The 25,192-nt window shown below is 75.1% G+C and carries 24 protein-coding genes and 1 tRNA gene; 12 read left to right on the top strand and 13 right to left on the bottom strand.

Annotated features, from left to right (window positions below; translation table 11 throughout):
• The first annotated feature begins 34 nt into the window (after positions 1-34).
• Positions 35-739 (top strand): YoaK family protein, encoded by a 705-nt coding sequence (locus tag ACIA8O_RS19710; protein WP_396295179.1) that lies wholly within the window; start codon positions 35-37, stop codon positions 737-739.
• Here ACIA8O_RS19710 and ACIA8O_RS19715 read toward each other — a convergent pair.
• From ACIA8O_RS19715 to ACIA8O_RS19725, 3 genes are all read right to left on the bottom strand, one after another.
• Positions 718-1,317 (bottom strand): vitamin K epoxide reductase family protein, encoded by a 600-nt coding sequence (locus ACIA8O_RS19715; protein ID WP_396295180.1) that lies wholly within the window; start codon positions 1,315-1,317, stop codon positions 718-720. The genes ACIA8O_RS19710 and ACIA8O_RS19715 overlap by 22 nt on opposite strands.
• The gene (locus ACIA8O_RS19720) at positions 1,314-2,111 is read right to left on the bottom strand and encodes a DsbA family protein (RefSeq protein ID WP_396295181.1); all 798 of its coding nucleotides are present in this window, start codon (positions 2,109-2,111) and stop codon (positions 1,314-1,316) included. The genes ACIA8O_RS19715 and ACIA8O_RS19720 overlap by 4 nt, the downstream gene beginning before the upstream one ends.
• A 116-nt stretch (positions 2,112-2,227) precedes the next feature.
• Complete coding sequence (locus ACIA8O_RS19725) at positions 2,228-2,875, bottom strand: hypothetical protein (protein ID WP_396295182.1); 648 nt, start codon at positions 2,873-2,875, stop codon at positions 2,228-2,230.
• A 133-nt stretch (positions 2,876-3,008) separates the two neighbouring features.
• On the opposite strand from ACIA8O_RS19725, the gene ACIA8O_RS19730 reads away from it, so the two are divergent.
• A complete protein-coding gene (locus tag ACIA8O_RS19730) occupies positions 3,009-4,001 on the top strand; it encodes an adenosine deaminase (RefSeq protein WP_396295183.1) in 993 nt (330 codons plus the stop codon).
• A gap of 89 nt (positions 4,002-4,090) precedes the next feature.
• Positions 4,091-4,161: transfer RNA gene (locus ACIA8O_RS19735), tRNA-Cys, on the top strand.
• Positions 4,162-4,220: 59 nt separating this feature from the next.
• Here ACIA8O_RS19735 and ACIA8O_RS19740 read toward each other — a convergent pair.
• Positions 4,221-4,460 (bottom strand): hypothetical protein, encoded by a 240-nt coding sequence (locus tag ACIA8O_RS19740; RefSeq protein ID WP_396295184.1) that lies wholly within the window; start codon positions 4,458-4,460, stop codon positions 4,221-4,223.
• Positions 4,461-5,006: 546 nt separating this feature from the next.
• On the opposite strand from ACIA8O_RS19740, the gene fusA reads away from it, so the two are divergent.
• Positions 5,007-7,055 carry an elongation factor G gene (gene fusA / locus ACIA8O_RS19745; protein ID WP_396295185.1) on the top strand — a complete coding sequence of 683 codons (2,049 nt, stop codon included), beginning with the start codon at positions 5,007-5,009 and terminating at the stop codon, positions 7,053-7,055.
• Between the two features lie 164 nt (positions 7,056-7,219).
• Here fusA and ACIA8O_RS19750 read toward each other — a convergent pair whose 3' ends face one another.
• Positions 7,220-8,899, bottom strand: coding sequence for a carboxylesterase family protein (locus ACIA8O_RS19750; RefSeq protein ID WP_396295186.1), 1,680 nt, complete (start codon positions 8,897-8,899; stop codon positions 7,220-7,222).
• Positions 8,900-9,118: 219 nt separating this feature from the next.
• Here ACIA8O_RS19750 and ACIA8O_RS19755 point away from each other — a divergent pair, with 219 nt between their 5' ends.
• The gene (locus tag ACIA8O_RS19755) at positions 9,119-9,616 is read left to right on the top strand and encodes a DUF3995 domain-containing protein (protein ID WP_396295187.1); all 498 of its coding nucleotides are present in this window, start codon (positions 9,119-9,121) and stop codon (positions 9,614-9,616) included.
• Between the two features lie 52 nt (positions 9,617-9,668).
• Here ACIA8O_RS19755 and ACIA8O_RS19760 read toward each other — a convergent pair whose 3' ends face one another.
• From ACIA8O_RS19760 to ACIA8O_RS19775, 4 genes are all read right to left on the bottom strand, one after another.
• Positions 9,669-10,472: a DUF4389 domain-containing protein gene (locus ACIA8O_RS19760; RefSeq protein WP_396295188.1), complete on the bottom strand. Its 804-nt coding sequence runs from the start codon at positions 10,470-10,472 to the stop codon at positions 9,669-9,671.
• 120 nt (positions 10,473-10,592) lie between these two features.
• Complete coding sequence (locus ACIA8O_RS19765; RefSeq protein ID WP_396295189.1) at positions 10,593-11,096, bottom strand: methylated-DNA--[protein]-cysteine S-methyltransferase; 504 nt, start codon at positions 11,094-11,096, stop codon at positions 10,593-10,595.
• 96 nt (positions 11,097-11,192) lie between these two features.
• On the bottom strand, positions 11,193-11,777 hold the full coding sequence (locus ACIA8O_RS19770) for a histidine kinase (RefSeq protein ID WP_396295190.1): 585 nt from the start codon (positions 11,775-11,777) through the stop codon (positions 11,193-11,195).
• Positions 11,778-11,858: 81 nt separating this feature from the next.
• Entirely contained in the window at positions 11,859-12,071 is a 213-nt protein-coding gene (locus ACIA8O_RS19775) for a hypothetical protein (protein WP_396295191.1), read from the bottom strand.
• Between the two features lie 199 nt (positions 12,072-12,270).
• Here ACIA8O_RS19775 and ACIA8O_RS19780 point away from each other — a divergent pair, with 199 nt between their 5' ends.
• Both ACIA8O_RS19780 and ACIA8O_RS19785 read left to right on the top strand, forming a co-directional pair.
• Positions 12,271-13,344 (top strand): PP2C family protein-serine/threonine phosphatase, encoded by a 1,074-nt coding sequence (locus tag ACIA8O_RS19780; RefSeq protein ID WP_396295192.1) that lies wholly within the window; start codon positions 12,271-12,273, stop codon positions 13,342-13,344.
• Positions 13,345-13,489: 145 nt separating this feature from the next.
• On the top strand, positions 13,490-14,773 hold the full coding sequence (locus tag ACIA8O_RS19785) for a glycosyltransferase family 39 protein (RefSeq protein WP_396295193.1): 1,284 nt from the start codon (positions 13,490-13,492) through the stop codon (positions 14,771-14,773).
• A gap of 10 nt (positions 14,774-14,783) precedes the next feature.
• On the opposite strand, the gene ACIA8O_RS19790 is transcribed toward ACIA8O_RS19785, so the two are convergent.
• On the bottom strand, positions 14,784-16,382 hold the full coding sequence (locus tag ACIA8O_RS19790) for a CehA/McbA family metallohydrolase (protein ID WP_396295194.1): 1,599 nt from the start codon (positions 16,380-16,382) through the stop codon (positions 14,784-14,786).
• 173 nt (positions 16,383-16,555) lie between these two features.
• Here ACIA8O_RS19790 and ACIA8O_RS19795 point away from each other — a divergent pair, with 173 nt between their 5' ends.
• Positions 16,556-17,812, top strand: a complete 1,257-nt coding sequence (locus tag ACIA8O_RS19795) for an SLC13 family permease (RefSeq protein WP_396295195.1) — start codon at positions 16,556-16,558, stop codon at positions 17,810-17,812.
• Positions 17,813-17,863: 51 nt separating this feature from the next.
• Here ACIA8O_RS19795 and ACIA8O_RS19800 read toward each other — a convergent pair whose 3' ends face one another.
• Positions 17,864-18,520 (bottom strand): dienelactone hydrolase family protein, encoded by a 657-nt coding sequence (locus ACIA8O_RS19800; RefSeq protein WP_396295196.1) that lies wholly within the window; start codon positions 18,518-18,520, stop codon positions 17,864-17,866.
• Between the two features lie 324 nt (positions 18,521-18,844).
• On the opposite strand from ACIA8O_RS19800, the gene ACIA8O_RS19805 reads away from it, so the two are divergent.
• Positions 18,845-20,560: a serine/threonine-protein kinase gene (locus tag ACIA8O_RS19805; RefSeq protein WP_396295197.1), complete on the top strand. Its 1,716-nt coding sequence runs from the start codon at positions 18,845-18,847 to the stop codon at positions 20,558-20,560.
• A gap of 25 nt (positions 20,561-20,585) precedes the next feature.
• Positions 20,586-21,659, top strand: coding sequence for a hypothetical protein (locus ACIA8O_RS19810; protein ID WP_396295198.1), 1,074 nt, complete (start codon positions 20,586-20,588; stop codon positions 21,657-21,659).
• Here the strand turns inward: ACIA8O_RS19810 and ACIA8O_RS19815 are convergent.
• Both ACIA8O_RS19815 and ACIA8O_RS19820 read right to left on the bottom strand, forming a co-directional pair.
• A complete protein-coding gene (locus ACIA8O_RS19815) occupies positions 21,627-21,899 on the bottom strand; it encodes a hypothetical protein (protein ID WP_396295199.1) in 273 nt (90 codons plus the stop codon). The genes ACIA8O_RS19810 and ACIA8O_RS19815 overlap by 33 nt on opposite strands.
• On the bottom strand, positions 21,896-22,657 hold the full coding sequence (locus ACIA8O_RS19820) for a hypothetical protein (RefSeq protein WP_396295200.1): 762 nt from the start codon (positions 22,655-22,657) through the stop codon (positions 21,896-21,898). The genes ACIA8O_RS19815 and ACIA8O_RS19820 overlap by 4 nt, the downstream gene beginning before the upstream one ends.
• 369 nt (positions 22,658-23,026) lie before the next feature.
• Here ACIA8O_RS19820 and ACIA8O_RS19825 point away from each other — a divergent pair, with 369 nt between their 5' ends.
• Both ACIA8O_RS19825 and ACIA8O_RS19830 read left to right on the top strand, forming a co-directional pair.
• Positions 23,027-24,889, top strand: coding sequence for a BTAD domain-containing putative transcriptional regulator (locus tag ACIA8O_RS19825; RefSeq protein ID WP_396295201.1), 1,863 nt, complete (start codon positions 23,027-23,029; stop codon positions 24,887-24,889).
• Positions 24,890-25,006: 117 nt separating this feature from the next.
• Positions 25,007-25,135, top strand: coding sequence for a hypothetical protein (locus tag ACIA8O_RS19830; RefSeq protein WP_396295202.1), 129 nt, complete (start codon positions 25,007-25,009; stop codon positions 25,133-25,135).
• The last annotated feature ends 57 nt before the right edge of the window (positions 25,136-25,192 follow it).

Consider the following 25,192-nt stretch of genomic DNA (forward strand, 5'->3'; position numbering starts at 1 on the left):
CGGGGGCGGCGGGGCCGGCTGGTGGAGTGGGGGGATGTCAGAGCGACGGGCGACGTGGATGTATCCGGAGGGGCACCCGAAGGCGCGGCTCGGGCCGGTGCTGCTGGTGCTGACCTTCGCCGGGGGGTTGGTGGACGCGGTGAGCTTCCTGGACCTGGGGAAGGTCTTCGTGGCCAACATGACCGGGAACGTGGCGTTCCTGGGGCTGGCGCTGGCCGGGGTGTCGGAGCTGTCGGCGCCCGCCTCGGGGACGGCGCTGGCCGGGTTCCTGGTGGGGGCGGCGGTGGCGGGGCGCTGGGGCGGGGAGCGCCTGGCGCTGGTGGTGTGGGTGCAGGCGGGGCTGGTGGCGGTGTCGCTGGGCGGGCTGTGGCTGGACGGCGGACGGTACGCGGTGCTGGTGCCGCTGGCGCTCGGGATGGGGCTGCAGAACGGCGTGGTGCACGAGCTCGCCCTGCCGGACCTGGCGACCACGGTGGTGACCAGGACGCTGGCCGGGCTGGCCGCCGACGGTCGCGGGGCAGCGGCCCGGCGGCGGGTGCTGAGCGTGGTCGCGCTCTTCCTCGGGGCGCTGGCCGGCGGGCTGCTGCACCTGTGGGTGGACCCGCGGGCGGCGCTGGCCGCGGTGCTGGTGCTGCTGGTCGGGGTGGCGGCGTGGGAGACGGCCGTGCCCCGGCGGACCGGGAGGTCGGCCGGGGCGGCGGGCGGGCTGACGGTCGGTCAGAGGAGCGTCGACCAGTAGTACCAGAAGCGGTCGAGGATCAGCAGGGCGATCACCGCGTACCAGAGGGCCGGGACGGCCCAGTGGTAGCGGGCGGCCTCGCGGACCACCGGCTTCAGGGACTTCGGGACGGGGATCACGCCGCTGCGCAGGTTGTGCAGGGTGGTGTACCAGAACAGCGGGATCATCGCGGCCCAGACCACCAGGCAGTACGGGCAGAGCGCGCCGATCGAGTAGAGCGTCTGCGTCATCAGCCAGGTGACGAAGCCGATCCCGAACAGCACCCCGGCCTGCAGGCCGAGCCAGAACCAGCGCCGGTAGGCGGCCCCGGCCAGGATGCCCGCGCCGACGGCGGTGACCACCGCGAAGGCGGCCAGGCCGATCAGCGAGTTGGGGAAGCCGAAGACCGAGGCCTGGTCGCTGGTCATCACCGAGCCGCAGCTGATGATCGGGTTGATCGAGCAGCTGGGGACGTAGGACGGGTCCTGGAGGATCTTGATCTTGTCCAGGGTCAGCACCGCCGAGGCGGCCAGCCCGAGCAGACCGGTGACGACGAACAGCCAGGCGAGCTTCCGGCCCGCCGCGACCGGGGCCGTCACTTGGCCGCCGTGGTCTGCTCGACCAGGGCCTTGAAGGCGTCGCCGGTGATCACCTTGTTGTCCGGGAAGACGTTCAGCTGCTTGCCGTCCAGCAGCACCGCGGGGGTGCCGGAGACGCCGGAGTCGTCGAAGGCCTTGGAGACCTTGGAGACCCACGGCAGGTAGGTGCCCTCGTTGACCGCCTTCACGAAGGCGTCGGTCTTCAGGCCGGGCACCTTGTCGGCCAGGTTGAGCATCGCCTCGGCGGAGCCGAAGCCGTCCTTGCTCTCGTCGGGCTGGTTGGCGTAGAGCACGTCGTGGAAGGCCTTGAACTTGTCCACGCCCTCGTTCAGGGCGGCAGCCGTCGCGTTGAGCGCGGTCTTGGAGCCCTTGCCGCCGAGGTTGCGGTCCAGGAACGTGGCGAAGTGGTACTCGATCTTGTACGTGCCCTGGTCGGCCAGTTCCTGCATGGTCTTACCGGCGCTGGACTCCAGCCGCTCGCAGACCGGGCAGCGGAAGTCCTCGTAGACCTTGAGGGTGTGCGGGGCGTCGGCCTTGCCGTAGGTCACCACGGTGCCGTCGCCGGTGGCGTTGGCGGGGACCACCAGCGGGCCGCTCGCGGTGGGGGTGTCCGAGGAGGAGCCGCTGGAGGCGACGGCGGCGGTGATGCCGCCGACCAGGGCGAGCACCAGGGCGGAGGAGACGCCGACCACGACCCGGCGGCGGGTCTTGGCGGCCTTCTGCTCGCGGGCGTGCTGCTCGCGCATGCGGTCGGTGGCGGAGCGGTTCTGCTTCTTCTGCTGGTTGCTGCTCATGACGGTGCGTCGAATCCTGTCGCTACGGAGGTCCTGGTGGGCACGCCGGGGCACGCGCGGGGGCGCGCCGGGCGGGGAGGGCCTGCGGGTGACGGGCCGTCGGGGGTGACGGGTGGTCAGCAGGCCGGGGCGCTCACCGGGGGACCGCGCCGCAGCGCGGGCCGGAGCAGGACGTCCTCGGCGGGGATCCGCTCGCGGGTCGAGGAGGGGATGGGCAGCCGGAGCACCGGGCGGGCCGGGAGCGGCGTCACCAGGCGGAGGAACCGCCAGGCGCCGGCGAGGAGTTCGCCGAGGGTGCGGCCGGCGGTGGCCTGGCCGCGCAGCGCGGACTCGCCGAGGCGCAGCGCCCAGGCGGCCAGCACGGCCACCAGCAGGTGGCCGGCGAGCACCGGGAGCCCGGCGAACGGGGCCGGGGTGCTGCCGGGGTTGAGCAGGAACTCGCCGATCGAACCGCCGGAGCAGACCAGCGGCTTCAGCCCGCCGGCCGGCGGCGCGCCGTGGTCGGAGCAGGCCCGCTGCCCGAGGTCGAAGACGGCGCCGACGGCCAGCTGGGTGGGGAGCAGCACCGCGAGGATGCGGGCGAAGCTCCGGTCGGAGCCGATGAAGGCGTGGCCCACGGCGTAGACGGCGGCCGCGGCCACCGCGACGGTGGTCAGCGGCAGGGCCCGGCCGGTCAGCAGGACCTGGCCGAGGGCGGCGAGGGGCACCACGAGCGCGGTGAACACCGCGGCGCGCGTCGCCCTGGTCGCCTGACTGCCCTTCATGACGATCGAGTCTGCCATGCGACGGGGGGCCCGCGGGGCGTCTGTGAGTGGCTTCACGGTTGTTCGTTGCGTATAAGGAAGGCCGCGCTGAGCTGCGGGAAGGCGTCCGGGACCGGCCACGTACGATGGTCCGATGCCGATCCCCAAAGCCGAACTGCACCTGCACATCGAGGGCACCCTGGAGCCCGAGCTGGCCTTCGCGCTGGCCGAGCGGAACGGGGTGGAGCTGCCGTTCGACCGGGTCGAGGAGCTGCGGGCCGCCTACCGCTTCGACGACCTCCAGTCCTTCCTGGACCTCTACTACCGGCTGATGGACGTCCTGCGCACCGAGCGGGACTTCACCGAGCTGGCCGAGGCCTACCTGGAGCGGGCCGCCGCGCAGGGCGTGCGGCACGCGGAGATCTTCTTCGACCCGCAGGCGCACACCGCCCGGGGCCTGGACATCGGCACCGTGATCAACGGGCTCGGCGCCGCACTGGACCGCAGCGAGAGCCGGTACGGGATCACCACCCGGCTGATCCTCTGCTTCCTGCGCGACGAGAGCGCCGAGTCGGCGCTGGCCACGCTGGCCGCCGCCGAGCCGTACCTGGACCGGATCACCGCGGTCGGCCTGGACTCGGCCGAGGTCGGGCACCCGCCGGTGAAGTTCGTCGAGGTGTACCGGCGGGCCCGCGAGCTGGGCCTGCGGGCGGTCGCGCACGCGGGGGAGGAGGGCCCGGCCTCGTACGTGTGGGAGGCGCTGGACCTGCTGGAGGTGGAGCGGATCGACCACGGGCTGCGCTGCCTGGAGGACGAGGAGCTGGTGGAGCGGCTGGTGCGGGAGCGCGTCCCGTTGACGGTCTGTCCGTTCTCCAACGTCCGGCTGCGCTGCGTGGACACGCTGGCCGACCACCCGCTGCGGCGGATGCTGGACGCCGGGCTGGTGGCCACCGTGAACTCGGACGACCCGGCCTACTTCGGCGGCTACGTGGACGAGAACCTGACCGCGACCGCCGAGGAGCTCGGCCTGACGGTGGACCAGCAGTACGTGCTGGCGCGGAACTCCTTCGAGGCGAGCTTCCTGGACGGGGCGACCAGGGACCGCTACCTCGCCGAACTGGAGGCCCACCGGAGCGCCTCGCGGTAGCGCTTGGGCCGAGCGGGTGAAGGCCGCGCGCGGCGCGGGTGTCGCGCCCTCGGCGGCGCGGTGGCCGACCTAGGGTTGGCCCATCGCCCGGTGGAGTGGCCGAGTGGCGAGGCGACGGCCCGCAAGGCCGTTCACAGGGGTTCGAATCCTTTCTCCACCTCGACGCGCGTGGGGGTGGGCCGCCGGCCGTGCGGCCCACCCCCGGCGCGTTCCGGCGGCTCAGTACAGGACCACGGAGAGCCGGGCCGGGCCGGTCGGGGTGGTGGTGTCGCAGAAGTAGGTGACCGCGCGGTGGCTGTCCACGTACGCCTGGCCGGCCGCGTGGCAGGCGGCGGCGGTCGGGTAGACGCCGACGTAGGTGTAGCCGAACGCCTGGGCGGCCGGAGCGGTGAGCAGGGCGGTGCCGGTGGCCAGGATGCCGGCCACGGCCACGGTGGAGAGCGCCTTGCGGAGCGACATGAGTGGTTTCCCTCCCTCGGGTGAGCGCCGGGGTCCTCGTCCCTGCGCTTCGCCGAGGAGCCTCCTCCGAATGTGAAGACGGAGCAATGGTCGAGACCAATTCCGACCGGAAGCCATGCGGTGGTTCCGTGAAGGCGCAGGTGGCGGGCGCGACTGACGGGAAGACGATCATTTTCCGGACAGTTCTTGCACTGTCCGGCACCTGACAGACCGTCAGCGACGGGGCGCCGGCAAAATCCGGTGCGCCGGACGGGGCGTGCTCGCTAGGCTCGCGGCACTGACCGCGCGTCAGCCCGTTCCGTGCGGGCGGCGCCAGACCGCACACGAGGGGAGCCACGGCCATGCGCGAGCACACCGCCGTCCACGCTCCCCGGGTCCGGTCCACGGTGATCCTGGTGTCTCGCGCCGTCCGGTGCCGGCTGCGCGCCCCGCACCGCAGGCCCGGGACGACCCCGGCCCGCCCGCACGCCCGCTGAGGCCTGCGGCCGGCCGCGTCCGGGCGAATCGCGCCGTCCTGTCCGGGAACTCCCCGAAAGGCCAACGGCCGTGCGAACCCAGCGACTTCACCACACCGAGCATGACCTGACCACCGTCCGCAACCTGGGCATCCTGGCCCACGTGGACGCCGGCAAGACCACCGTCACCGAACGCGTGCTGTACGCCACCGGCACCACCCACCGGCGCGGCGAGGTGCACGACGGCACCACCGTCACCGACTTCGACCCGCAGGAGCGGGACCGGGGCATCACCATCTTCGCCGCCGCCGTCACCTGCACCTGGGCCGGCCACCGGATCAACCTGATCGACACCCCCGGCCACGTCGACTTCGCCGACGAGGTGGAGCGCTCGCTGCGCGTGCTGGACGGCGCCGTCGCCGTCTTCGACGCGGTGGCCGGCGTCGAGCCGCAGAGCGAGGCGGTCTGGCGGCAGGCCGACCGGCACGGCGTGCCCAGGATCGCCTTCGTCAACAAACTCGACCGCACCGGCGCCGACTTCGACGCCGCCGTGGCCTCCATCCGGGACCGGCTGCACACCGTCCCGCTGCCCGTCCAGCTGCCGATCGGCCGCGAGGGCGGCTTCACCGGCGTGGTGGACCTGCTCCGGATGACGGCGCTGGTGTGGGGCGACGGCGCCGAGGCCGCCGAGCGGGCCGAGGTGCCCGGGGAGCTGCGCGCCGAGGCCGTGCTGCGCCGCCGTCAACTGGAGGAGAGCGTGGCCGAGTTGCACCCCGGCGCGTTCGAGGAGTACTGCGCGAAGGGGGAGTTGGGTGCCGACACGCTCGGCGCCGCGCTGCGTGACCTCACCCGGGAGGGTGCCGCGGTGGTGGTGCTCGGCGGCTCGGCCTACCGGAACCGGGGCGTGGAGCCGCTGCTGGACGCGGTGGTGGCCTACCTGCCCTCGCCGCTGGACATCGGGCCGGTACGGGGGACCGACGGCGAGGACGTGGCCGTCCGGCCGCCCGATCCGGCGGCCCCGTTCGCCGGGCTGGTCTTCAAGGTGCACGCCGCGCCGACCGGCCGGCTCAGCTACCTGCGGATCTACTCCGGCACCCTCAGGAAGGGGGACACCGTGCTCGACACCACCACCGGCCGCACCGAGCGGGCGGCCCGCATCCTGCGGGTCCGCGCCGACCGGCACACCGACACCGCCGAGGCGGTGGCCGGCGACATCGTGGCGCTGATCGGCCCGAAGGCGGCCCGCCCCGGTGCCACCCTCGCCGCCCCGTCGGCACCGCTGGTGCTCGAACCCCCGCGCACTGCCGAGCCGGTGGTCTCGGTGGCCGTCGAGGCCCGGCTCGGCGCCGACGCCGACCGGCTGGCCGCCGCGCTGGCCCGGCTCACCGAGGAGGACCCCTCCCTGACGGTGCGCACCGACCCGGAGACCGGGCAGACGGTGCTCTCCGGCATGGGCGAACTCCACCTGGAGGTCGCGGTGGAGGCGCTCCGCCGGGTGCACGGGCTGGACGTCACCGCCGGGCGGCCGCAGGTCGCGTACCGGGAGACGGTCGCACGGGGCGTCGGCGGCCACGTCCACCGGCACGTCAAACAAGACGGCGGCTCGGGGCAGTTCGCGCACCTGGTGCTGGACGTCGAACCACTGCCGGCGGGCGACGGGCCGGGCTTCGAGTTCCGCTCCACCGTCACCGGCGGGCGGGTGCCGGCCGAGTACGTCCGGGCGGTGGAGGCCGGCTGCCGGGACGCCCTGGTGGACGGCCCGCTGGGCGGCCACCCCGTCACCGGACTGCGGGTCACCCTCACCGACGGGGCGACCCACGTGAAGGACTCCTCGGAGCCCGCCTTCCGCACCGCCGGGCGGAACGGGCTCCGGGAGGCCCTGCGGGCCTGCGCGATGCTCCTGCTGGAGCCGGTCGCCGAGGTCACCGTCACGGTGCCCGAGGAGGCCGTCGGCACGGTGATCGGTGACCTGTCCGCACGGCGCGGCCGGGTCACCGGCTCCACCACGCGGGCGGGTACGGCGGTGGTCACCGCCGTCGTGCCGCTGGCCGAACTCTTCGGCTACGCCACGCGGTTGCGCAGCCGGACGCAGGGCCGCGGCTCCTTCACCGCACGCCCCGACGGCTACGCACCGGCCTGATCCCACCGGGGGGTCAGGGGCGCGAGGAACTGCGCGCTGCGGAAGTCACAGACCCGATTGCCGGGTGCGGAGAATCACTTGCACGTGGCTGTCCGCACCCGGCCCACGGTCACCGTCTTCCGTCTCGCGCAGTTCCTCGCGCCCCCGGGGTGACCAACTCCCTTTTAAACCGGGAGGGGTACCCAGCCGGCCTCGTCCCAGGCGCGCAGCTGGGCGGCCTTGGGCGTGGTGGCGAGGGCTGCCACGCCCGGGCCGCCGAGCAGCAGGGTGCTCGGGGTGGCCGGGCAGAAGACCGGCCAGGAAAGGGAGTTGGGGCTGCCCGGGGTGCCGTGGCGGGCGAAGGAGGCGATCAGGTCGATGAAGGTGTCCGAGACCTGCCGCTCCAGCGGGCCGTCGCCGAACTCCGCCGCGTTGGCCGGGAGGGCGAAGGTGCCGAACAGGAACGGCGAGGTCGCCTCGTGCGGGGTGCCGAACCACGGGGCGCGCACCGGGTGGGTGAACTCCATCCGGTAGTGCGGGCGTTCGGAGCGCTGGGCACGGCGCTCGGCGAGACGGACGATCAGGTGGCGGAACAGGCCGTCGCCGTGGATCTCGGTGAGGAGCGAGAGCGGGTCGGCGGCCCGGCCCTCCGCCGTGGCGGCGGCGCGGTAGGCGGCCACCAACTGCTCGGCCAGCCCGGCCGGGGGCTGCGCCGCACCCCGGAGCAGGTACTGCCGGACGGAGTCCAGCAGTTCGGCCTCGGTGGTGGGCGTGGGCACCGGGGTCGGGGAGCCCGGGCCGGTGAAGAAGGAGCCCTCGGTGGCGGTGTTCACGGAGAGCACCGGCAGCACCGGGTCCGGGAGTTGGTGGTCGTAGCCGCGCATCCACCGGCCGTCCACCACCGGCCCCCGGTACTCCCGGCCGCTGGCCAGCGGCCGGGAGTCGGCCGGCCCGGTGAACAGCCCGTCCCAGGCGTCCCGCAGGGCCGCGGCCGGAACCTCCCGCAGCCCCGGGACGGTGGTGCCGAGCCTGGCCGCCACCGTCTCGAAGGCGGTCCGGGAGTCCTCGGGGGTGAGCGCCAGGGCCGGGGCCCAGACGTGCGCCGCGCTGATCGGCACGATCCGGCGCAGCAGCGGCCGGACCTCCGGCAGCAGGGCCAGCTGCCAGGTGGAGGAGCCTCCGGCGGAGGTGCCCACCAGGGTGATGTTGCCCGGATCGCCGCCGAACGCACGGGCGTTGGCCGCCACCCAGCGCAGCAGCGCGGCCTGGTCCTGGAGGCCCCAGTTGGCGAAGGAGCCGGTGCGGGCGTCGTCGAGCCGCTCGTGCAGGCCGAAACCGAACACGCCCAGGCGGTAGTTGAAGGTCACCACCACCAGGTCGCCCCGCTCGGCCAGCCGCGCCCCGTCGTAGGTCGGCAGGCTGCCCGCCCCCAACTTCCAGCCCCCGCCGTGGACGTAGACCAGCACCGGGCGGGAACCGGTGGTGCCCGGCGTCCAGACGTTGGCGTAGAGCGAGTCCTCGCTGCTGCCCGGCAGCACGGTCTGGAAGGACGGTGCCGAGAACGCGGTCGCCTCCCGCACCCCGTCCCACGGCAGCGGCGGCCTCGGCGAGGCGAACCGCAGCGGCCCGACCGGGGGTTGGGCGTACGGGACGCCCCGGAAGACCGCGACCGGGCCGGAGCCGGTGCCGCGCACCCAGCCGGCCGTGGTGCGGGCCAGCGGCACCGCGGAGGCGGTGGCCGTCGCCGCCCCGGGCTCGGCGGCGGCGGGCTGGGAGGTCACCGTCGCGACGGCCGCCGTGGCGGCGGCGGTCGCGACCGCGCCGGCGGACAGGAAGGTACGGCGGGACAGGCCGGGCGATCGCATCACGGGCTCCTCGGGCGACACGGGGACCCGGCCGAGTCTGCGACGGCGCCGCCCGCCGCTCCATCGGCATTCCGGAACTCCGTCAGATCCCCCACCGCGGAGCCCGGCCGGGCCCGGGTGGCGTGCGGGGCCCGGTGGACGCCCCCTCCCCCCGGCGGGGGAGGGGCTCCGGCCCGGTGGACGACGCGGTACGGCCCGGCCGGGCGGAAGGGTGGAGCCATGACCACTCCGACCGCCACGCCGCAGCCCGCCCGCCCCCTGCCCGCAGGGCCGTCCGCCCGTCTCGCCGTCGCCGCCGCGGCGGCCTGGGGCCTGCTCTTCGCCGCCGTCCACGTGTACTGGCTGTTCGGCGGCCGGGCCCTGCTGCCGGACGGCCTCTCGGTCACCGGCAACCTTCCGCTGCTGGTGATCGACGTCCTGGCCGTCCCGCTCTCGCTCGCCGCCACCGCCCTCGCGCTCGCGCTGATCCGCCCCTGGGGCCTGCGCTTCGGGAAGCTGCCCAGGACGGCGGGGTGGGCGGTCGCCGCGGTGCTGGCCGTGCACGCCCTGCCGACGGTCCCCGACTGGCTGCTGCTCGCGGCCGGGCGGCAGGAGCTCGCCGGGATGCCGGCCATGGAGCGCTTCGCCACCGCGCTGTACGAGCCGTGGTTCCTGCTCGGCGCCGTCCTGTTCGCGGCGGCCGTCCACACCACGGGCCGGGGCCGCCGACGCGGCTGACCCGCCGTCAGCCGGCCGACGGCGGGTCCTGCCGGGGGAAGCGGGTGCGGGGCTACGGCACCGCCGGGGCGGTGACCGGGGCGCTGTAGTCGTAGCCGTCGTCGCCGTCGGAGGTGACGTTGGCGGTGATCGAGGAGGCGCCGTAGGCGAGGACGCCCAGGACGATGAAGACCACCAGCAGGGCCCGGCCCGAACTGCCCATCACCAGCGGGCGGGTGGCCGAGACCGGGCCGGCCCCGGCCACCGAGTCGAGGGCGTCCTCGCCGAACAGGCCCTTCGGGTAGGCGGAGCTGAGCATCAGGAAGTAGGCCTGGTAGCGGAAGCGGTAGCGGACGATGGCCGCGGTGGCCTCGAACAGCGGGCGCGGCATCCGGCCGAGGAAGAGCACCACCAGCCAGCTGATGAAGCAGACGGCCCACCAGCCGCTCATCAGCACGCCCTGGATGATCGCGGCCGGGATCACCAGGACGATCCGGAAGAACACCGCCAGCCGGTTCAGCTCACCGGGGCGGACCTCCACCCGGACGGGGTGCTCCGGGGCGTCGAAGCGGAACGGCGGGTAGGAGTCCACCAGCAGCATCAGGTACGACTCCACCCGGGCGCCGTACGCGACGTACCCGGTGAGGAAGCCGGCCGCGAACTCCGGCAGCCGGCCGGTGAACAGGGCACCGAACCAGCCCAGCACCGCGACCACGAAGGCCACGATCGACAGCAGCCAGAACACGATGTACTGCGGGATCAGCAGCAGCATGCGGAAGAACACGGTGAGCCGGCTCTGCCGCCCGGGCTCCGGCACGTCCATCGCGGGCAGCCACTCCCGGCCGCCCGCGGGCAGTGTCGCGGATGCGTCCCACATGCTGTCTCCCTGAGGCCTCGTCAGCTTCCCCCTCCCCCGAACATCGCAGGAGGGGGAGACGGGCGCCCGCCGGACTGGCCCGAACGGGCTGGGGGCGGCGGTCCGAGTACGGCGGCGGCCTCAGGTGCGGCCGGACTCCAGGTCGAGCAGCTGCCGCTTGCGCTCCAGCCCGCCCGCGTAGCCGGTCAGCGAGCCGTCCGCGCCGACCACCCGGTGGCAGGGGCGGACCACCAGCAGCGGGTTGGCACCGATCGCCGCGCCGAGCGCGCGGACCGCCGCCCGGGAGATGCCCGCCTGCTCGGCCAGCGCGCCGTAGCTGGTGGTGGAGCCGTACGGCAGCCGCTCCAGCGCCGCCCACACCCTGCGCTGGAACTCGGTGCCCCGGGCGGTGAACTCCAGGTCGAAGCCGTCCGAGCCGCCCGCGAAGTACGCCCGCAGCTGGGACTCCACCTCGGCGAAGGCGGCGGTGTCCTCCACCCACTCGGGACGGACCACGGCCGCGTTCTTCTGGCCGGTCATCGAGACCGAGGCGAGCGCCAGACCGCCCTTCGCGGTGGCGGAGTCCTCGCCGACCAGCAGCAGCGGTCCGAAGGGGCTGTCGAGGGTGGTGTAACGGGTGGTCACGTGCGCTCCCGGGTCCGGGTCCTTGCCTACCCTCCCCACTCTGCCCGCGCCGGGCCGGCCCGACCGGCGGAAAAACGACATCGCGTCCAGCGGCGGTCAGGAGTCCCGGGGCTCGCCGCGGAAGAGGTGGCGCAGGCGTTCCGCGAACTCCTCGTACTCCTGCCGGCGCTGCTCCTCGTGGTCGGCCTTCACGGCCTCCTCGGCCTTCCGCTGGGCCATCCGGACCTCGGCCTCCACCTCCTCGGACGGGATCCGGGCCACCTCGCCGCCCAGCCGGACGGCGATCTCGTCGGCGGCGGCCGGGTCGGTCTCCTTGACCGAGGCGACCAGCAGGTTGCCGCCGTCGTCGACCAGGGCGCTGATGACCGTCAGGCTCTCCAGCGCGTCCTGGGCGTCCTTGGTCTCGCCGGCCGAGCCGAGCACCGCCCCGGCGCCCAGCCCGAGCGCCAGCCCGACCGGGCCGCCGAGCAGGCCGAGCAGCGCCCCGACCGCGCTGAAGGTCAGGGTCCGGCGCCCGGTGTCGGGGGCGAAGCTGTCGGCGATGTCGAGGTAGCCCTCGGCGGAGCGCTGGAGGATCGCGGCCCCGGCCACCCCCGGCAGGCGGGTGACGTCGTGGAAGGCCTCGAAGGTGTGGGTCGGGTCCTTGAAGGTGTAGAAGAGGACGTTGTCGTCACCGGACATGTTCTGACTGCCCCTCACGGCTGGACGCGGGTCACCCCGTTACCGCTCCGACGCTAGCCGCGCGGGGCCCGCCGCGCCCCTTCAGGGCGTGGGCGGCTGCACCGGACGGCCCTGACGGGCGCTCACCACCATCGCGTGGGTGCCGCCGGCCGCGGGCCCACCCGTGTTCCCGTCGGAGCCGTCGCGGGGGAGGAGGCCGAGCACCCCGGCCGTCAGGGCGGTCGGCCCGGTGGCGAGCGGCAGTGCTCCGACGGCCAGCAGGCCGCGCCCCGGCGGCTCGCCCGTGCTGCGCACGGTGTGTCCCGTCCCCCTCGTGCCAAGACCGTTGGTCCGTCCGTCCCATGAAGGGCTGTCAGGTCCACCGCGATCCCGGGCGCCCGCCGGCCCCGCGCGTCACACGGCTGACCCCTCGTCGGTCGCGGATCGTCCGGTGGGTCGGGAGCATGGGAACGGGAGCACGGGGGGAGGAGCGGTCGAGGAGAGGAGCGGCGCAGTGGTCACCCGTCAGAGCCTGTCCAACCGCGCGCTCGCGCTCTGGCTGCTCGGCGTCACGGCCCTGGTGCTGTACCTCGGGGAGTTCACCGGCACCTCGATCCGGATGGTCGGCCTGCTGGCCTTCCTGCCCGCCCTGGCCGCGGCCTTCTGCACGGTCCGGCAGACCGCCTTCACCGCCGTCTGGACCCTGGCCGCGGTGGCCGGGGCGCTGTTCGGCTACAACCCGCGCGAGCTCGGCGACGCGCTCCTGATGATCGGCCTCACCGCCGCCATCGGCGCCCTCGCGGTGGTCGGCTGCTGGTACCGGATCCGCCGTGAGGAGGAGCTGCTGCGGCTGCGCTCCACCGCCACCGCCATGCAGCAGCGCATCCTGCGCCCGCTCCCGCAGCGCACCGCCGAGCTGCTGGCCGAGGGCGTCTACGAGCCGGTGCAGGAGGACAAGCTGGTCGGCGGGGACATCTACGACGTGGCCGCCTCCGCCCACGGCACCCGGGTGCTGATCGGCGACGTCCAGGGCAAGGGCCTGTCCGCGATCGGGGTGGCCTTCGCGGTGATCGGCGCCTTCCGGGAGGCCGCGCACCGCGAGCCCACGCTGGCCGGCGTGGCCGAGGCGCTGGAGGCCGCCGTGGTCCGGCACAACGCGTACGCGGCCGAGCTGGGCGAGAGCGAGCGCTTCGCCACCGCCCTGGTGCTCGGCTTCGACGGCACCGACACCGCCGAGGTGGTCGGCTGCGGGCACGAGGCGCCGTACCTGCTGCGGCCCGAGCGCGAACCGGTCCCCGTCCCGCTCGCCGAACCCGGGCTGCCGCTCGGCCTCGGCGAACTGGCGGACGGGCCGCGCCCGGCGGGCCGCTTCGGCTTCCCGGCCGACGCCACCCTGGTGCTCTGCACCGACGGCCTCACCGAGGCCCGTTCCGCAGACGGCACCTTCTTCCCGCTGGCCGAACGGCTGGCCGCCGCCCGCGGCCTCCAGCCGGGCCGGCTCGCCGACCACCTGCTCGCCCAGGCCCAGGCGTACACCGCCGGGCGGCAGCAGGACGACATCGCGATCCTGACGCTCCGTCGGCCCTGACGCTCCGTCGTCCGGCCCGGACGCTCCACCGGCGGGGGCGACCCTTCTGCGGTCTGGACCATCTGCCGATGGCGTACGCTCACGCTTCAGCCGCTCCCATCGAGGGCGTCGTGGGCAGCCGTACGACCAGGCAGGAGACAGCACCGTGAGCGCGATCCCGGGCACGGATCTCGACGAGCACCCGGAGCAGGCCGGCTCCCCGCCGGAGGACCCCGGGCAGGAGCGGCCGCCCCGGGAGTCCGTGGCTGCCTGGGGGCGCCGCGCCCTCCACGAGTACGGCCCGGCCCTGGCCGTCTACGGCACGGTGAAGCTGACCGGTTTCACCGTCTTCATGTGGCTGCTCAGCTGGTCCGGCGACTACCTCACCAACAACCCCCGCTTCGGCGGCGGCGCCAAGCCCTGGGACGTGCTCGGCGGCTGGGACGGCTGGTGGTACCAGCAGATCGCCGCCAACGGCTACCACCCCACCCCGCTGAAGGTGATCGGCCCGCCGCCGTTCGAGTACGAGCAGAACTCGGTGGCCTTCTTCCCGCTCTACCCCGGCGCCATGAAGGTGGTCTCCGCCGTCACCGGCCTCGGCCCGTACGGGGCGGGCTTGGTGGTCTCGATCCTCGCCTCCTTCGTCGCCGCCGCCGGGATCTACGCCCTGACGAGCCGTCTGTTCGACCGCCGCACCGGCGTCATCGCCGCCGCCGTCTGGGGCTTCTTCCCCGGCTCCGGCGTGGAGTGGGCGGTCTACTCGGACTCGCTGTTCGTCGCCCTCGCCGCCTGGTCCTGCTACCTGATCCTGGAGCGCCGCTGGCTGGCCGCCGGCGTCACCGTCTTCGTCGCCGGGCTCAACCGGCCGACCGCCGCCGCCCTGGTCGCCGCCCTCGGGGTGGCCGCGCTGATCGCCCTCTACCAGCGCCGGGACGGCTGGCTCGGGCCGGTCTCCGCCCTCGTCATCGCCCCGCTCGGCTTCGTCGGCTACCTGGCCTGGGTGAACTGGCGGATGGGCGACTGGGGCGGTTACTTCAAGCTCCAGAAGGGTGCCTGGCTGCACTTCTTCGACTACGGCGACCACACCTTCGCGGTGCTGAAGACGCTCCTCCTCGGCAAGGGCGCCTACGCCTTCACCTATCCGACCGAGGACATGATCGCGCTCTTCCTGGTCTTCCTGCTGCCGCCGCTGCTCTTCCTCCTGGTCCGCCTCAAGGTCCCGGTCTTCCTGCTCGTCTACACCGCCGTCACCATCGTCCTGGTGCTCGGCAGCGCCCAGATCTTCGGCAACACCTCCCGCTACCTGCTCCCCGTCTTCCCCCTCTTCCTGCCGATCGCGGTGGCGCTGCGCCGCCTCTCCCTGCCCGCCCTCGGGGCGCTGGTGGGATGGGCGGCGATCGCCTCCGGCTGGTACGCGGGCTACGTCCTGTTCGAGCTCGGCATCCCGTAGAGCGGGCGGTTCAGCCGCCGAGGAAGACCGGGTTGGTGAGGGCGGCCATCGGGCCCCAGGGGAGTTCGGGGCCCATGGAGTTGCCCCGGCCCGGGGAGCCGTCGGGCCGGGGGAGGCGGACCTCGGCACGGACGTAGGCGGCGAGCGAGGTGGTGGTGCGCCAGGTGAGGACCCCGGTCCCGCTCGCGGGGAGGGGTTCCTGGCGGAGCTGTCCCTCGTCGGTGATCAGGCGCAGGGTGCCGTTCGGGACGCCCGAGACGGCCAGCCGGACGTCCACCGGGGCGTCCGGTGCGACCGCGAGGCGCTCGCCGATCCCGGCCGTGCGGCCCGCGCCGACGGCGGTGAGGTCGAGCTGCACGGCGGCCGAGCCCGCGATCCAGCTGCGCCCCGCCCGCAGCCCGGCCAGGACGTGGTCCCGGGTCAGGTCCTCGGCGAGCACCACGGTGTGCGGGGCGCCGATCGGCTGCGGCGCGCTGTGCGCGTCGCTGTTGCCGATCGCCGGGAGCCAGCGGCCGCCGTGCCGGGCGGCCCGCACCAGTTGGGCGTCCCAGGTGTCGAGGGCGGACTCGTCGTCGTAGGTCCAGGGCCCGTTCCAGACCTCGACCGCGTCGGCCTCCTCGTAGCCGAACTTCCAGGCGCAGGCCACGTACGGGCAGTACGGGTGCGCGGGCACCACCAGGCCGCCGCCGCGCCGCACCTCGCGGGCGAACCGCTGGTGCACGCCGTCCCGGGCCCGGTAGCGCCAGTCCACCCACTGGCCGGGCCGGGTGCCGAGCGCCAGCCAGTGGCCGTTGCGGGTGGTCACCTCCTCGCCCGGGACCACCAGCAGGTCGGGCCCGGCCAGCGGGCCCCAACTGCCGTGCGAGGACGAGGTGTTGTGGTCGGTGGAGACGATGAAGTCCAGCCCGGCCGCCCGGGCCCCGGCGGCCACCTCCTCGGGGGTGCGGCGCCCGTCCGAGTGCACGGTGTGCAGGTGGCAGTCGCCCCGGTACCAGGCCCGGCCCCGCCCCGCGGCCCGCTCCGCCGGGTAGGAGGGCACGTACGCCGGGCCGGACCGGCCGAACCGGAAGGTCACCTCGACCCGGTACTCCAGCCCCTGCGGGGCCACCTGGTACGGGCCGAGCACCACGTGCCAGCGGCCCGGGCGGACCGGCCCCGGCAGGTAGCCCGGGGTGGCCCGGTCGCGGGCGATCGCGAACTCGGTGCGGAAGCCGCCCGACCAGCCACGGAAGCCCGGGCCGCCCAGCTCGGTGCCCCGCTCGTCGAAGACCCCGATGTCGCAGGAGTTGCCCGGGGTGCCGGGCGGCACGGCCGGGCGGTCGTAGGAGTAACGGACCGCCAGCTCGCGCACGCCCGGCGGGACGTCCACCGGCAGGTGCACGAAGTCGGGCGCGCCGGTCTCCAGACGGCCCGTCAGGACCACCGTCCGCTCGCCGTCCGGGGCCTCCGGCCCGCTCCCCGGCGCCTCCCCGTCCCCGGCCTCCCCGTCCCCGGCCGCCGCTGCTGGGGCGGCCGCTGCCGCGGCGACGGTGAACCCCACCGCCGCGGCCCCGGCCAGCAGGCCCCGCCGTCCGATCCCGTCCGTGGTGGGTTCCTGGTGCTCGCTCATCCGTCCGTCCTCCCCTGGGTGGCTCCGCTGCCGTGCGGCTCCTTCCCCCGCCCGGTGAACCGGTGGTGAGAGGGGCCCCTCGGCTTGCGGGCGGGCCGGTGGCGGGCGGGTACGGCGGGCGTGGTTCGATGGGCGGCCGCTGTCCGAACGAATGAACCGGTGGGACGTCCGTCGTGAACCACACCGCCGCGACGGTCCTCTCCGTCGCGCTGCTGATCCTCGTCCTGGGCTGCGCCGTGGCCCGTCCGCGCGGCCTGCCGGAGGCGGTGGCCGCGGTGCCCGCCGCCGGGCTGCTGGTGGTCACCGACGTGGTGCCCTGGCGGACCGCGGTGGCCGAACTGGAGCGGCTCGGCCCGGTCACCGCCTTCCTGGCCGCCGTCCTGGTGCTCGCCCGGCTCTGCGACGGCGAGGGCCTGTTCCGCGCCTGCGGGGCCTGGATGGCCCGGACCGCCGGGACGCCCCGGCGGCTGCTCGCCCAGGTCTTCCTGCTCTGCTCCGTGGTCACCGCCGTGCTCAGCCTGGACGCCACCGTGGTGCTGCTCACCCCCGTGGTCTTCGCCACCGCCACCCGCCTCGGCGTCCGGGCCCGGCCGCACTCCTACGCCGCCGCCCACCTCTCCAACACCGCCTCGCTGCTGCTGCCCGTCTCCAACCTCACCAACCTGCTGGTCTTCACCGCCAGCGGCCTGGCGTTCACCCGCTTCGCCGCCCTGATGACGCTGCCCTGGGTGGTGGCCGTCGCCGCCGAGTACGTCGTCCTGCGGTGGTTCTTCGCCGCCGACCTGACCGCCTCGGCCCGCCCGCAGCACGACGCGGAGCCGGCCGAGCGGCCGGTCTTCGCCCTGGTGGTGCTGGCCGCCACCCTGGGCGGCTTCGTGCTGGCCTCCGCGCTCGGCGCCGAGCCGGTCTGGGCGGCCGCCGCCGGGGCCCTGGTGCTGGCCGTCCGGGCGCTGCGTCGCCGGACGGTGACGCCCCGCGGGCTGGTGGGGGCCGCCAACCTCCCCTTCCTGGCCTTCGTGCTCGCCCTCGGCGTGGTGGTCAAGGCCGTGGTCGACCACGGGCTGGCCGAGGCGCTCGGCCACCTCACCCCGACCGGGGACTCGCTGGGCGCGCTGTTCGCGTTCGCGGCCCTGGCCGCCGTCCTGGCCAACGTGATCAACAACCTGCCGGCCGTGCTGGTGCTGCTCCCGCTCGCCCTGCCCTCCGGGCCGGGCGCGGTGCTGGCCGTCCTGCTCGGCGTCAACATCGGGCCGAACCTCGGCTACGCGGGCTCGCTGGCCACCCTGCTCTGGCGCCGGATCGTGCAGGAGCGGGGCGGGGAGCCGGTGCGGCTGGGCGAGTTCACCCGGCTCGGGCTGCTGACGGTGCCGCTCGCGCTCGGGCTCGCGGTGCCGGCGCTCTGGATCTCGCTGCGGCTGATCGGGGTCTGACGGACCGTCGGGGCCGGGCCGGGCCGGGCCGGATCGGGCTGGGGGGCTGGCTCAGACCGCGCCGGTCCCGTTCACCTCGCGGAACCACGCGGCGGTCAGCGCCGCCACCTCCTCCAGCGCGCCCAACTCCTCGAAGAGGTGCCCGGCCCCCGGGACCACCACGATCCGGTGCGGGGCCGTGATCCGGGCGGCGGCCTCCCGGTTGAGCGCCAGCACCGTCCCGTCCCGGCCGCCGACGATCAGCAGCACCGGCGCCCGCACCTGCCCGAGCGCCGCTCCCGCCAGGTCCGGCCGCCCGCCCCGGCTGACCACCGACCGCACCCGCTCGGGCCGTTGGGCCGCCGCCTGGAGGGCCGCCGCCGCGCCGGTGCTGGCGCCGAACAGACCGACCGCCAGCCGGGCGGTGGCCGGGTGCGAGCCCAGCCAGTCCACGGCGGTGACCAGGCGGCGGCCCAGCATCGGGATGTCGAAGCGGTAGGCGGCGGAGAGTGCGTCCGCCCGTTCCTCCTGACCGGTCAGCAGGTCCAGCAGCAGGGTGGCGAGGCCGTGCTCCTGGAGGGTCCGGGCGATCGCGCGGTTGCGCGGGCTGTGCCGGGAGCTGCCGCTGCCGTGGGCGAACAGGACCACCGTCGCGGCCGTGCGGGGCACCACCAGGTCACCGGCCAGGGTGGCCGGGCCGACCGGCAGTTCCACCCGCTGGGAGAGCATCGTTCCGCCTCCAGTGCTTCCTCGCACTGCGCCACTGCCCGGCGCCGCCCTCCCGAAACGTGCGCGTCGTCGTGATCCGAGGGGGTGCGGGGGCTCGCCGGGGGCGTACACGGGTGCGACGGAGCGTGACCACGAAGCATCCGCCCCGCAGGCGGGCGAGAGCCCCCTCCGGGGGACAATCAGTACACGGAGCAGTGCAGTTGTGTCCTATCATCCTCCCGGCCCGGAACCGGGTCGCGTCGAACCGCGTCACTCTCGGTGGTCACGGAACGGCACAGCCCCGGCGGCCACGGCCGGGCGGACGGACACCCCAGGGGGGACGAGATGGGCCAGACGCGCTGGGAACTGCCGGAGTACGAGCACCTGCGCGAACTCGGCGCGGGCGCGGCCGGCCGGGTGGTGCTGGCCAGGCACCGGGAGACCGGCACGCCCGTCGCCGTCAAGTACCTCACCGGAACCGCCGCCGACCACCAGGGCTTCCGCGCCGAGGCCGAACTCCTCGGCGGCCTGGACTCCCCGCACGTCGCCCGGCTCTACGAGTACGTCGAGGGCCCGCAGGGCGCCGCGATCGTGATGGAGCTGGTCGACGGCATCTCGCTGCGCGACCTCATCAAGGCCGAGGGCGCCACCGGCCCCGAGGCCGCCCTCACCGTGCTCAAGGGCTCCCTGCTCGGCCTGGCCGCCGCCCACGCGGCCGGCGTGGTGCACCGCGACTACAAGCCCGCCAACGTGCTGGTCGCGGCTGACGGATCGTCGAAACTGGTCGACTTCGGCATCGCCCTGCGCGACGGCACCACCGGCACGGTGGCCGGCACCCCCGCGTACATGGCCCCCGAGCAGTGGGCCGGCAAGCCCGCCGCCCCCACCACCGACGTCTACGCCGCCACCGCGACCTTCTTCGAGTGCCTCACCGGGGTCAAGCCCTACGCCGGCACCACCCTGATGGAGCTGGCCGTCCAGCACACCGAGGCCGACATCCCGGCCGAGCAGGCCCCCGAGGCGCTGCGCCCGCTGATCCTGGCCGGCCTGGCCAAGACCCCCGGGGACCGGCCCGACGGGGCCGCGCTGCTGGTCGAGCAGCTGGAGGAGGCGGCCGGCGCCGCGTACGGGCCCGACTGGGAGCAGCGCGGGCGGCACCGCCTGGCCGCCCTGGTCGCGCTGCTGCCGTTCCTGCTGCCCTCGGCGGGCGGCGAGGTCGGCGGCACCTCCTTCGCCACCACCTCCCTCGGGCCCACGGGCGGGGGCGGCGCCGCGGGCGCGGGCGCCGGTGCCGGCGGGGCCGTGCCGCGGACGGTGCGGCGGGTACGGGTGGTCGGCGCGGCGGCGGGCGCGCTGCTGATCGCCACCGCCGTGGCCGGGGTCGCGGTCGCGGGCGCCTCCGACCCGGCGAACGCGGGCACCGTCGCCGAACCCAAGGTCACCACCACCCTCGGCGCACCGGCCCCCGCGCCCTCCGCCGCGGACCCGACCGCCCCGGCCTCGCCGTCGGACTCCGCCCCGCCGTCCCCGTCGGCCTCCCCGTCGCCCTCGGCGAGCGAGTCCTCCGCCGCCCCGAGCGCCGTGGCCACCACCCCCGGTGCCACCCTCGCGCCCCCGCCCACCAAGGCCCCGCCCACCACCAAGGCCCCGGCCTCCCCGGTCCTCACCACCGCCCCGACCCCTCCGGCGAGCAGTGCCCCGCCCACTCCGTCCGCGCCCTCCACTCCGACGGTCACCCCGCCGGCGCCCCCGCTCCGGGTGCTCTCCATCAACGGGACGGCGTCCTGCAGCACCACCCAGATGACCGTCTCGGGCACCGTGCAGACCGACGGTGCGGCGGACGGCATCCTCACCCTGAGCTGGACCAGCAGCGCCTCCCGCCTCCCCGTCACGCACACCGTGGCGCTCCCGAAGGGGCAGAAGACGGTGAAGTTCAGCGACTCGATGCCCTTCGGGACGGCCTTCTCCCGCACGGTCCGGCTGAACACCACCCCGGCGGCCGCGAGCGGCCAGGGCAGCACGTTCACCAAGGACACCATCACCTGCAACCCGCCCCGCTGACACCGCTGAGAGCAGGACGACCGGCATGACCACCCCGCCCACCCCCGCCCCCGAGCCCGACCCCACCGTCCGCCTCGGCAAGCAGGACACCCCCCTGCCCCTCGGCCCGGTCCGCCCGGCCGAGGACGGGACCGTCCGACTCCGGCAGTCCGCCGACGAACTGCCGGAGGAGACGGTGCGGCTCGGTGGCGCCGCCGAGGAGACGGTGAAGCTCGCGCCCGCCGACGCGACCGTCCGCCTGGGTGCGGGCGCGGGCGCGGGTGCCGCTGCCGGCGCCGACCCGGAACTGACGGTCCGTCTGGCGCCGGACGCCGCCGAGGCCACCGTCAAGCTCTCCCCGGCGGCCGCTCCCGACGCCACGGTGAAGCTGACCCCGGCCGCTCCCGACGCCACCGTGAAGCTGACCCCGGCCGACCCGGCCGCCACGGTGAAGCTCTCCCCGGCCGCCGCCCCCGACGCCGAGGCCACCGTCAAGCTCCCGCCGGGTGGCGTCGCCCTCGACGCGACCACCGAGATGACCGCGACGGCCCTGACGGAGCGCCTCGACCGGACCCCGCCGCCGACTCCCGTCCCGGTCCCCAGCCCCGCCCCCGAGCCCACCGCGCCGGACGGCGGCCTGCGCCGCTTCGGCCCGGGCGTCCCGCCGCAGGCCGCCGCCGTCTGGCACGGCGCGGCCCAGCAGGAACCCCCGCCCCGCCCCCGTCGCCGGGGCCGTTGGGCGCTCTTCCTCCTGGTGCTCCTCCTGGCCCTCGCCCTGCTCGGCTGGTTCGCCTGGCAGCGCTACGGCCGCCCGGTGGCCGTCAACTCCGTCTCCGTGCAGACCGGTTCGGCCGACCTGCCCTGCGACGGCACCCAGGTCATCACCGCCGCGCTGGAGACCGACGGCGGCGCCGGTGACGTCTCCTACCGCTGGCTCCGCAGCGACGGCACCGACTCCGGCCCCCTCACCCAGCGCGTCGAGCCCGGCCACCACACCACCCAGCTCACCCTGCGCTGGTCCTTCCACGGCCAGGGCACCCTCGACGCCACCGCCACCCTCCAGGTCGACGCCCCGACCGCCCACACCTCAGCCGTCTCCTTCCGCTACACCTGCCCCTGACGCACCGTCCGGCCCCCTCCTCGGAGGGGGCACGGCAGCACGGCTCCCGAACCGCTCGGCCAGCGCGTCGACCTCCCGCCGGAGGGCCTCGTCGGTCTCCACCACCCGGCGGGCCACCGTCCGGGTGCCTTCCCCCGTCTGCCGGTACAGGCCGACCACGGCGTGGCCCGCCTCCCGCCCCAACCGCTGCCCGATCCTCCGGGCGGCCTCCTCCAGCGCCTGCACGAGCCGATCGCTCACCCGAACGACACCCCCGCCGCCACGGCCTCGAACGACCGTACGTGAAAGGCCACTTGGGCGGCCTGCTCGTGCAGCAGCTCGGCGTGGCGCAGCAACTCCCCGGGCACGACCCGGAAACCGCCGGCCCCCGCACCGCCGGCCCCCGCAGCGCCGACTCCCGCGCTGCCGGCCCCCGCGCCCGGCCCGGCGGCCGCCCCGGCCCCGAGGAAGGTCAAGCCGGTCAACACCCCTTCCACCACCCGCTCCAGGGGCTCCACCGCCTGCGCCACCAGCTCGGCGACGATCCGCTCCTCCAGCTCCCGGAGGATCCCGTCGACGACCCGTCGGGTCGCCTCCACCAACGCTGCCTCGGCCGCTGCCGCCGCGCCCAGGGTGGCCGCGGTGGCCGCAGTGGCTGCGGCGAATTCCAGTGCCGCCAACGTGAGTTGGGCGATGACCGTTGTCTTCGCCACCACCACCGCGTCGGCCGCCAGCTCGATCGTGGTCGCCACCACGCCGCAGACGGCGACGAGTTCGTCCAGGTGCTCGACGGTCATGCTCCGCCAGCGCTCCGCCAACACCCGGTAGGAGCCGGCCTCGTAGCACTCCGCCATCCCCCGGACGGTCGCGGTCGCAGCCTGGTGACCCCCGTCGAGCTCGGCCGCGAACTGCCGCACCCGCCCGGCGAACTCCCGGACCCGGTCCTCGTCCACCTCCGGCCAGTGGAGCCCGAGGACGTCCGCGACCCAGACCAACTCACCGGGCAACTCGATGGCCAAGGCTTCCCTCACTATGACGTGCAGTCAGTGCTCCATCACGCTCGGTGCATCATAGTCGCTCGCGGGGGCGCCCCTCGCGCCGCCGCCGCGTCGGCTGACCTTCCGTCAGGCGTGGTTGCGAGGAGGACGAGGACGGCGTCGATCACCTCTTGTCGCGGTGGCTGCTTGGCGCGAGCATGGGCAGGCAGTCATGTGGTTCAGGAGGGGATTCCGTCGAGGTGCGGTGGAGAGCGGAGGCCCGCTCTCCGCGTGCCCCGGTACGGATCCGACGACAACGGTGGAGTGGAGCATGGTCTTTGACGCCCTGGTGGCTCTTCGGCGGGCGGGGAATCCGGCCGGTCCGCGTTCCACCGGCCCCGAGTCGGTCTGATGGCCGTCGGTCTGGGCATCCTCGGTCCGTTGCAGGTGCTGGCGGACGGTCGCCCGGTCGATCCGGGGCCGCGCAAGCAGCAGATCATGCTGGCCGCGCTGCTGTGCCACGCCAATACGCGGGTCTCCGCCGACGAGCTGGCCGAGGCGCTCTGGGGGGACGCACCGCCCCGGACGGCGCGGAAGAACCTCCAGGTGTACGTGTGCGCGCTGCGCAGGCTGCTCGGCGCCGGCTCCGAGACCCGGATCGGCCACCAGAGCGGCGGGTACGTGCTGCACACGGTGGCCGAGGAGTTCGACGTGCTCGGCTTCGAACAGCGGGCCTGGACCGGTGCGCCGGCCGCCGCGCTGGAGCTGTGGCGGGGGCCGGTGCTGGACGGGCTCCGGGACGTGCCACTGATCGACACCGTGGCGCAGCGGCTGGACCAACGGGTGCTGGTGGTCTTCGAGGACTGGGTGGAGGCGGCCCTGGCCACCGGTGGCGGTGCGTCGGCGGTCGCCCGGGTCTCGGAGGTCGCGCAGCGGCACCCGTTCCGGGAGCGGCTGCGGATGCTCCAGATGAACGCGCTGAGCCAGGCCGGGCGGCGCTCCGAGGCGCTGGCGGTGTACGACGAGCTGCGCCAGGCGCTGGCCCACGAACTGGGGCTGCCGCCCAGCCCGGCGCTGGAGCGGTGCTACCGGTCGCTGCTGGAGGCCCAGGCCACCGAAGGACCGTGGCCGGTGACGGGCGGTCAGGGCGGTCAGGGCCGTCAGGGGCGGGAGGGGCGGGAGGGGCGGGAGGTCGGGCCGAACCTGCTGCCCTGCGATCCGCTGACCTTCACCGGGCGGGAGGCCGCCGCCCGGGAGCTGACCGGGGTCCTGGTCGGGGGCGAGGGCCGGCTGGCCGTGGTGAGCGGCCCGCTCGGCGCGGGCAAGACCGCGCTGGCCGCGCACGTGGCGCACCGGCTCGGCGAGCGCTTCCCGGACGGCCGGCTGTTCGTCCGGCTGCGCGGCGAGGACGGGCGGGCGCGGCCGGTGGAGGACGTGCTGCGCCAACTGCTGGCGGCCGTCGCCCCCGACCGGGCGGCGTCGGCGGATCCGCGCTGGGAGTGGCAGCTGTGGCTGACGGGGCGTCGGGCGCTGCTGGTGGTCGACGACGCGCGGTGCGAGAGCGAGGTCAGACCGCTGCTGCCGGAGGCGGGGGAGAGCGCGGTGCTGGTGACGGCGCGCCCCGGGCTGATCGGTCTGGAGGGGGCGCACCGGCTCTGGCTCGGCGCCTTCGAGCCGGCCGAGGCGGTGGAGTTCCTCGGCCGGGTGATCGGTGCGGCGCGGGTCGACGCGGACCGGGAGGCCGCCGGGCGGATCGTCCGCTCGGCCGGGCTGCTGCCGCTCGGGGTCCGGCTGGTGGCCGACCGGCTGGCCTTCCTGCGGCACGTCCCGCTGGGGGAGTACGCCGCGCGGTTGGCGGGCGGCCGGGGGCTGCTGGACGAGCTGTGCGGGGCGGACCCGGCGGTCCGGGCCCGGCTGGCGGAGTCGCTCCGGCACCTGCCCGAGGCCTGGCGCAGGACGGCGCTGCGGCTCGGTCTGTGCGAGGAGCGGGTGTTCACCCCGGACCAGGCCGCCGCCGTGCTCGGGAGCGATCCGGGGACGGCGGTGCGGGTGCTGGAACGGCTGCTGGAGGAGGCCCTGGTGGCGGTGGCCCAGCCGGAGGAGGGCGGGGAGGGGGGCACGGGGCTGCGCTACGAGATGCCCGCGCTGCTGCACGCCTACGCGCGCGAGACGGTGGGCGGGCCGGTGGGCCCGCGGCCGACCGGCTATCCGGTGACGGGGTACCAGGACTACGGCTCGGAAGTGGACCTGACATTGTTCGAGCCGGTGCCGTAGCCGCTGACCAGCCGTCATACCGCCGCCGAACCGGCGGCCAGGCACGGCCATACCGCGGATCCCTAACTTCTCTTCCGGGACGGCGTAGCGGACGCCGCCACGACAGAGGAGGACACCATGTCGGAGAACATCAACCCGGAGCAGAACGCCGCCGAGGCCGAGGACGTCGACGTCGTGGCGCACGGTCTGGGCGAGGAGGCCGTCGAGGACGTCTGCGTCATCAACAACCGGGCCGACCTGGCCTGATCCGTCGAGTCGTGCCAACCGGGCCGGCCATCCGGGCGACGGCGTTCGCCGCCGCCA

Source organism: Kitasatospora sp. NPDC051853 (assembly GCF_044452665.1).
Classification (GTDB): domain Bacteria; phylum Actinomycetota; class Actinomycetes; order Streptomycetales; family Streptomycetaceae; genus Kitasatospora.

Coding starts and splice junctions, on each gene's coding strand:
- ACIA8O_RS19830 (WP_396295202.1), top strand. CDS start 25,007: ATGTCGGAGAACATCAACCCGGAGCAGAACGCCGCCGAGGCCGAGGAC.
- ACIA8O_RS19755 (WP_396295187.1), top strand. CDS start 9,119: ATGACCACTCCGACCGCCACGCCGCAGCCCGCCCGCCCCCTGCCCGCA.
- ACIA8O_RS19800 (WP_396295196.1), bottom strand. CDS start 18,520: ATGCTCTCCCAGCGGGTGGAACTGCCGGTCGGCCCGGCCACCCTGGCC.
- ACIA8O_RS19725 (WP_396295182.1), bottom strand. CDS start 2,875: ATGAAGGGCAGTCAGGCGACCAGGGCGACGCGCGCCGCGGTGTTCACC.
- ACIA8O_RS19750 (WP_396295186.1), bottom strand. CDS start 8,899: ATGCGATCGCCCGGCCTGTCCCGCCGTACCTTCCTGTCCGCCGGCGCG.
- ACIA8O_RS19825 (WP_396295201.1), top strand. CDS start 23,027: ATGGCCGTCGGTCTGGGCATCCTCGGTCCGTTGCAGGTGCTGGCGGAC.
- ACIA8O_RS19720 (WP_396295181.1), bottom strand. CDS start 2,111: ATGAGCAGCAACCAGCAGAAGAAGCAGAACCGCTCCGCCACCGACCGC.
- ACIA8O_RS19810 (WP_396295198.1), top strand. CDS start 20,586: ATGACCACCCCGCCCACCCCCGCCCCCGAGCCCGACCCCACCGTCCGC.
- ACIA8O_RS19730 (WP_396295183.1), top strand. CDS start 3,009: ATGCCGATCCCCAAAGCCGAACTGCACCTGCACATCGAGGGCACCCTG.
- ACIA8O_RS19760 (WP_396295188.1), bottom strand. CDS start 10,472: ATGTGGGACGCATCCGCGACACTGCCCGCGGGCGGCCGGGAGTGGCTG.
- ACIA8O_RS19805 (WP_396295197.1), top strand. CDS start 18,845: ATGGGCCAGACGCGCTGGGAACTGCCGGAGTACGAGCACCTGCGCGAA.
- ACIA8O_RS19770 (WP_396295190.1), bottom strand. CDS start 11,777: ATGTCCGGTGACGACAACGTCCTCTTCTACACCTTCAAGGACCCGACC.
- ACIA8O_RS19790 (WP_396295194.1), bottom strand. CDS start 16,382: ATGAGCGAGCACCAGGAACCCACCACGGACGGGATCGGACGGCGGGGC.
- ACIA8O_RS19710 (WP_396295179.1), top strand. CDS start 35: ATGTCAGAGCGACGGGCGACGTGGATGTATCCGGAGGGGCACCCGAAG.
- ACIA8O_RS19740 (WP_396295184.1), bottom strand. CDS start 4,460: ATGTCGCTCCGCAAGGCGCTCTCCACCGTGGCCGTGGCCGGCATCCTG.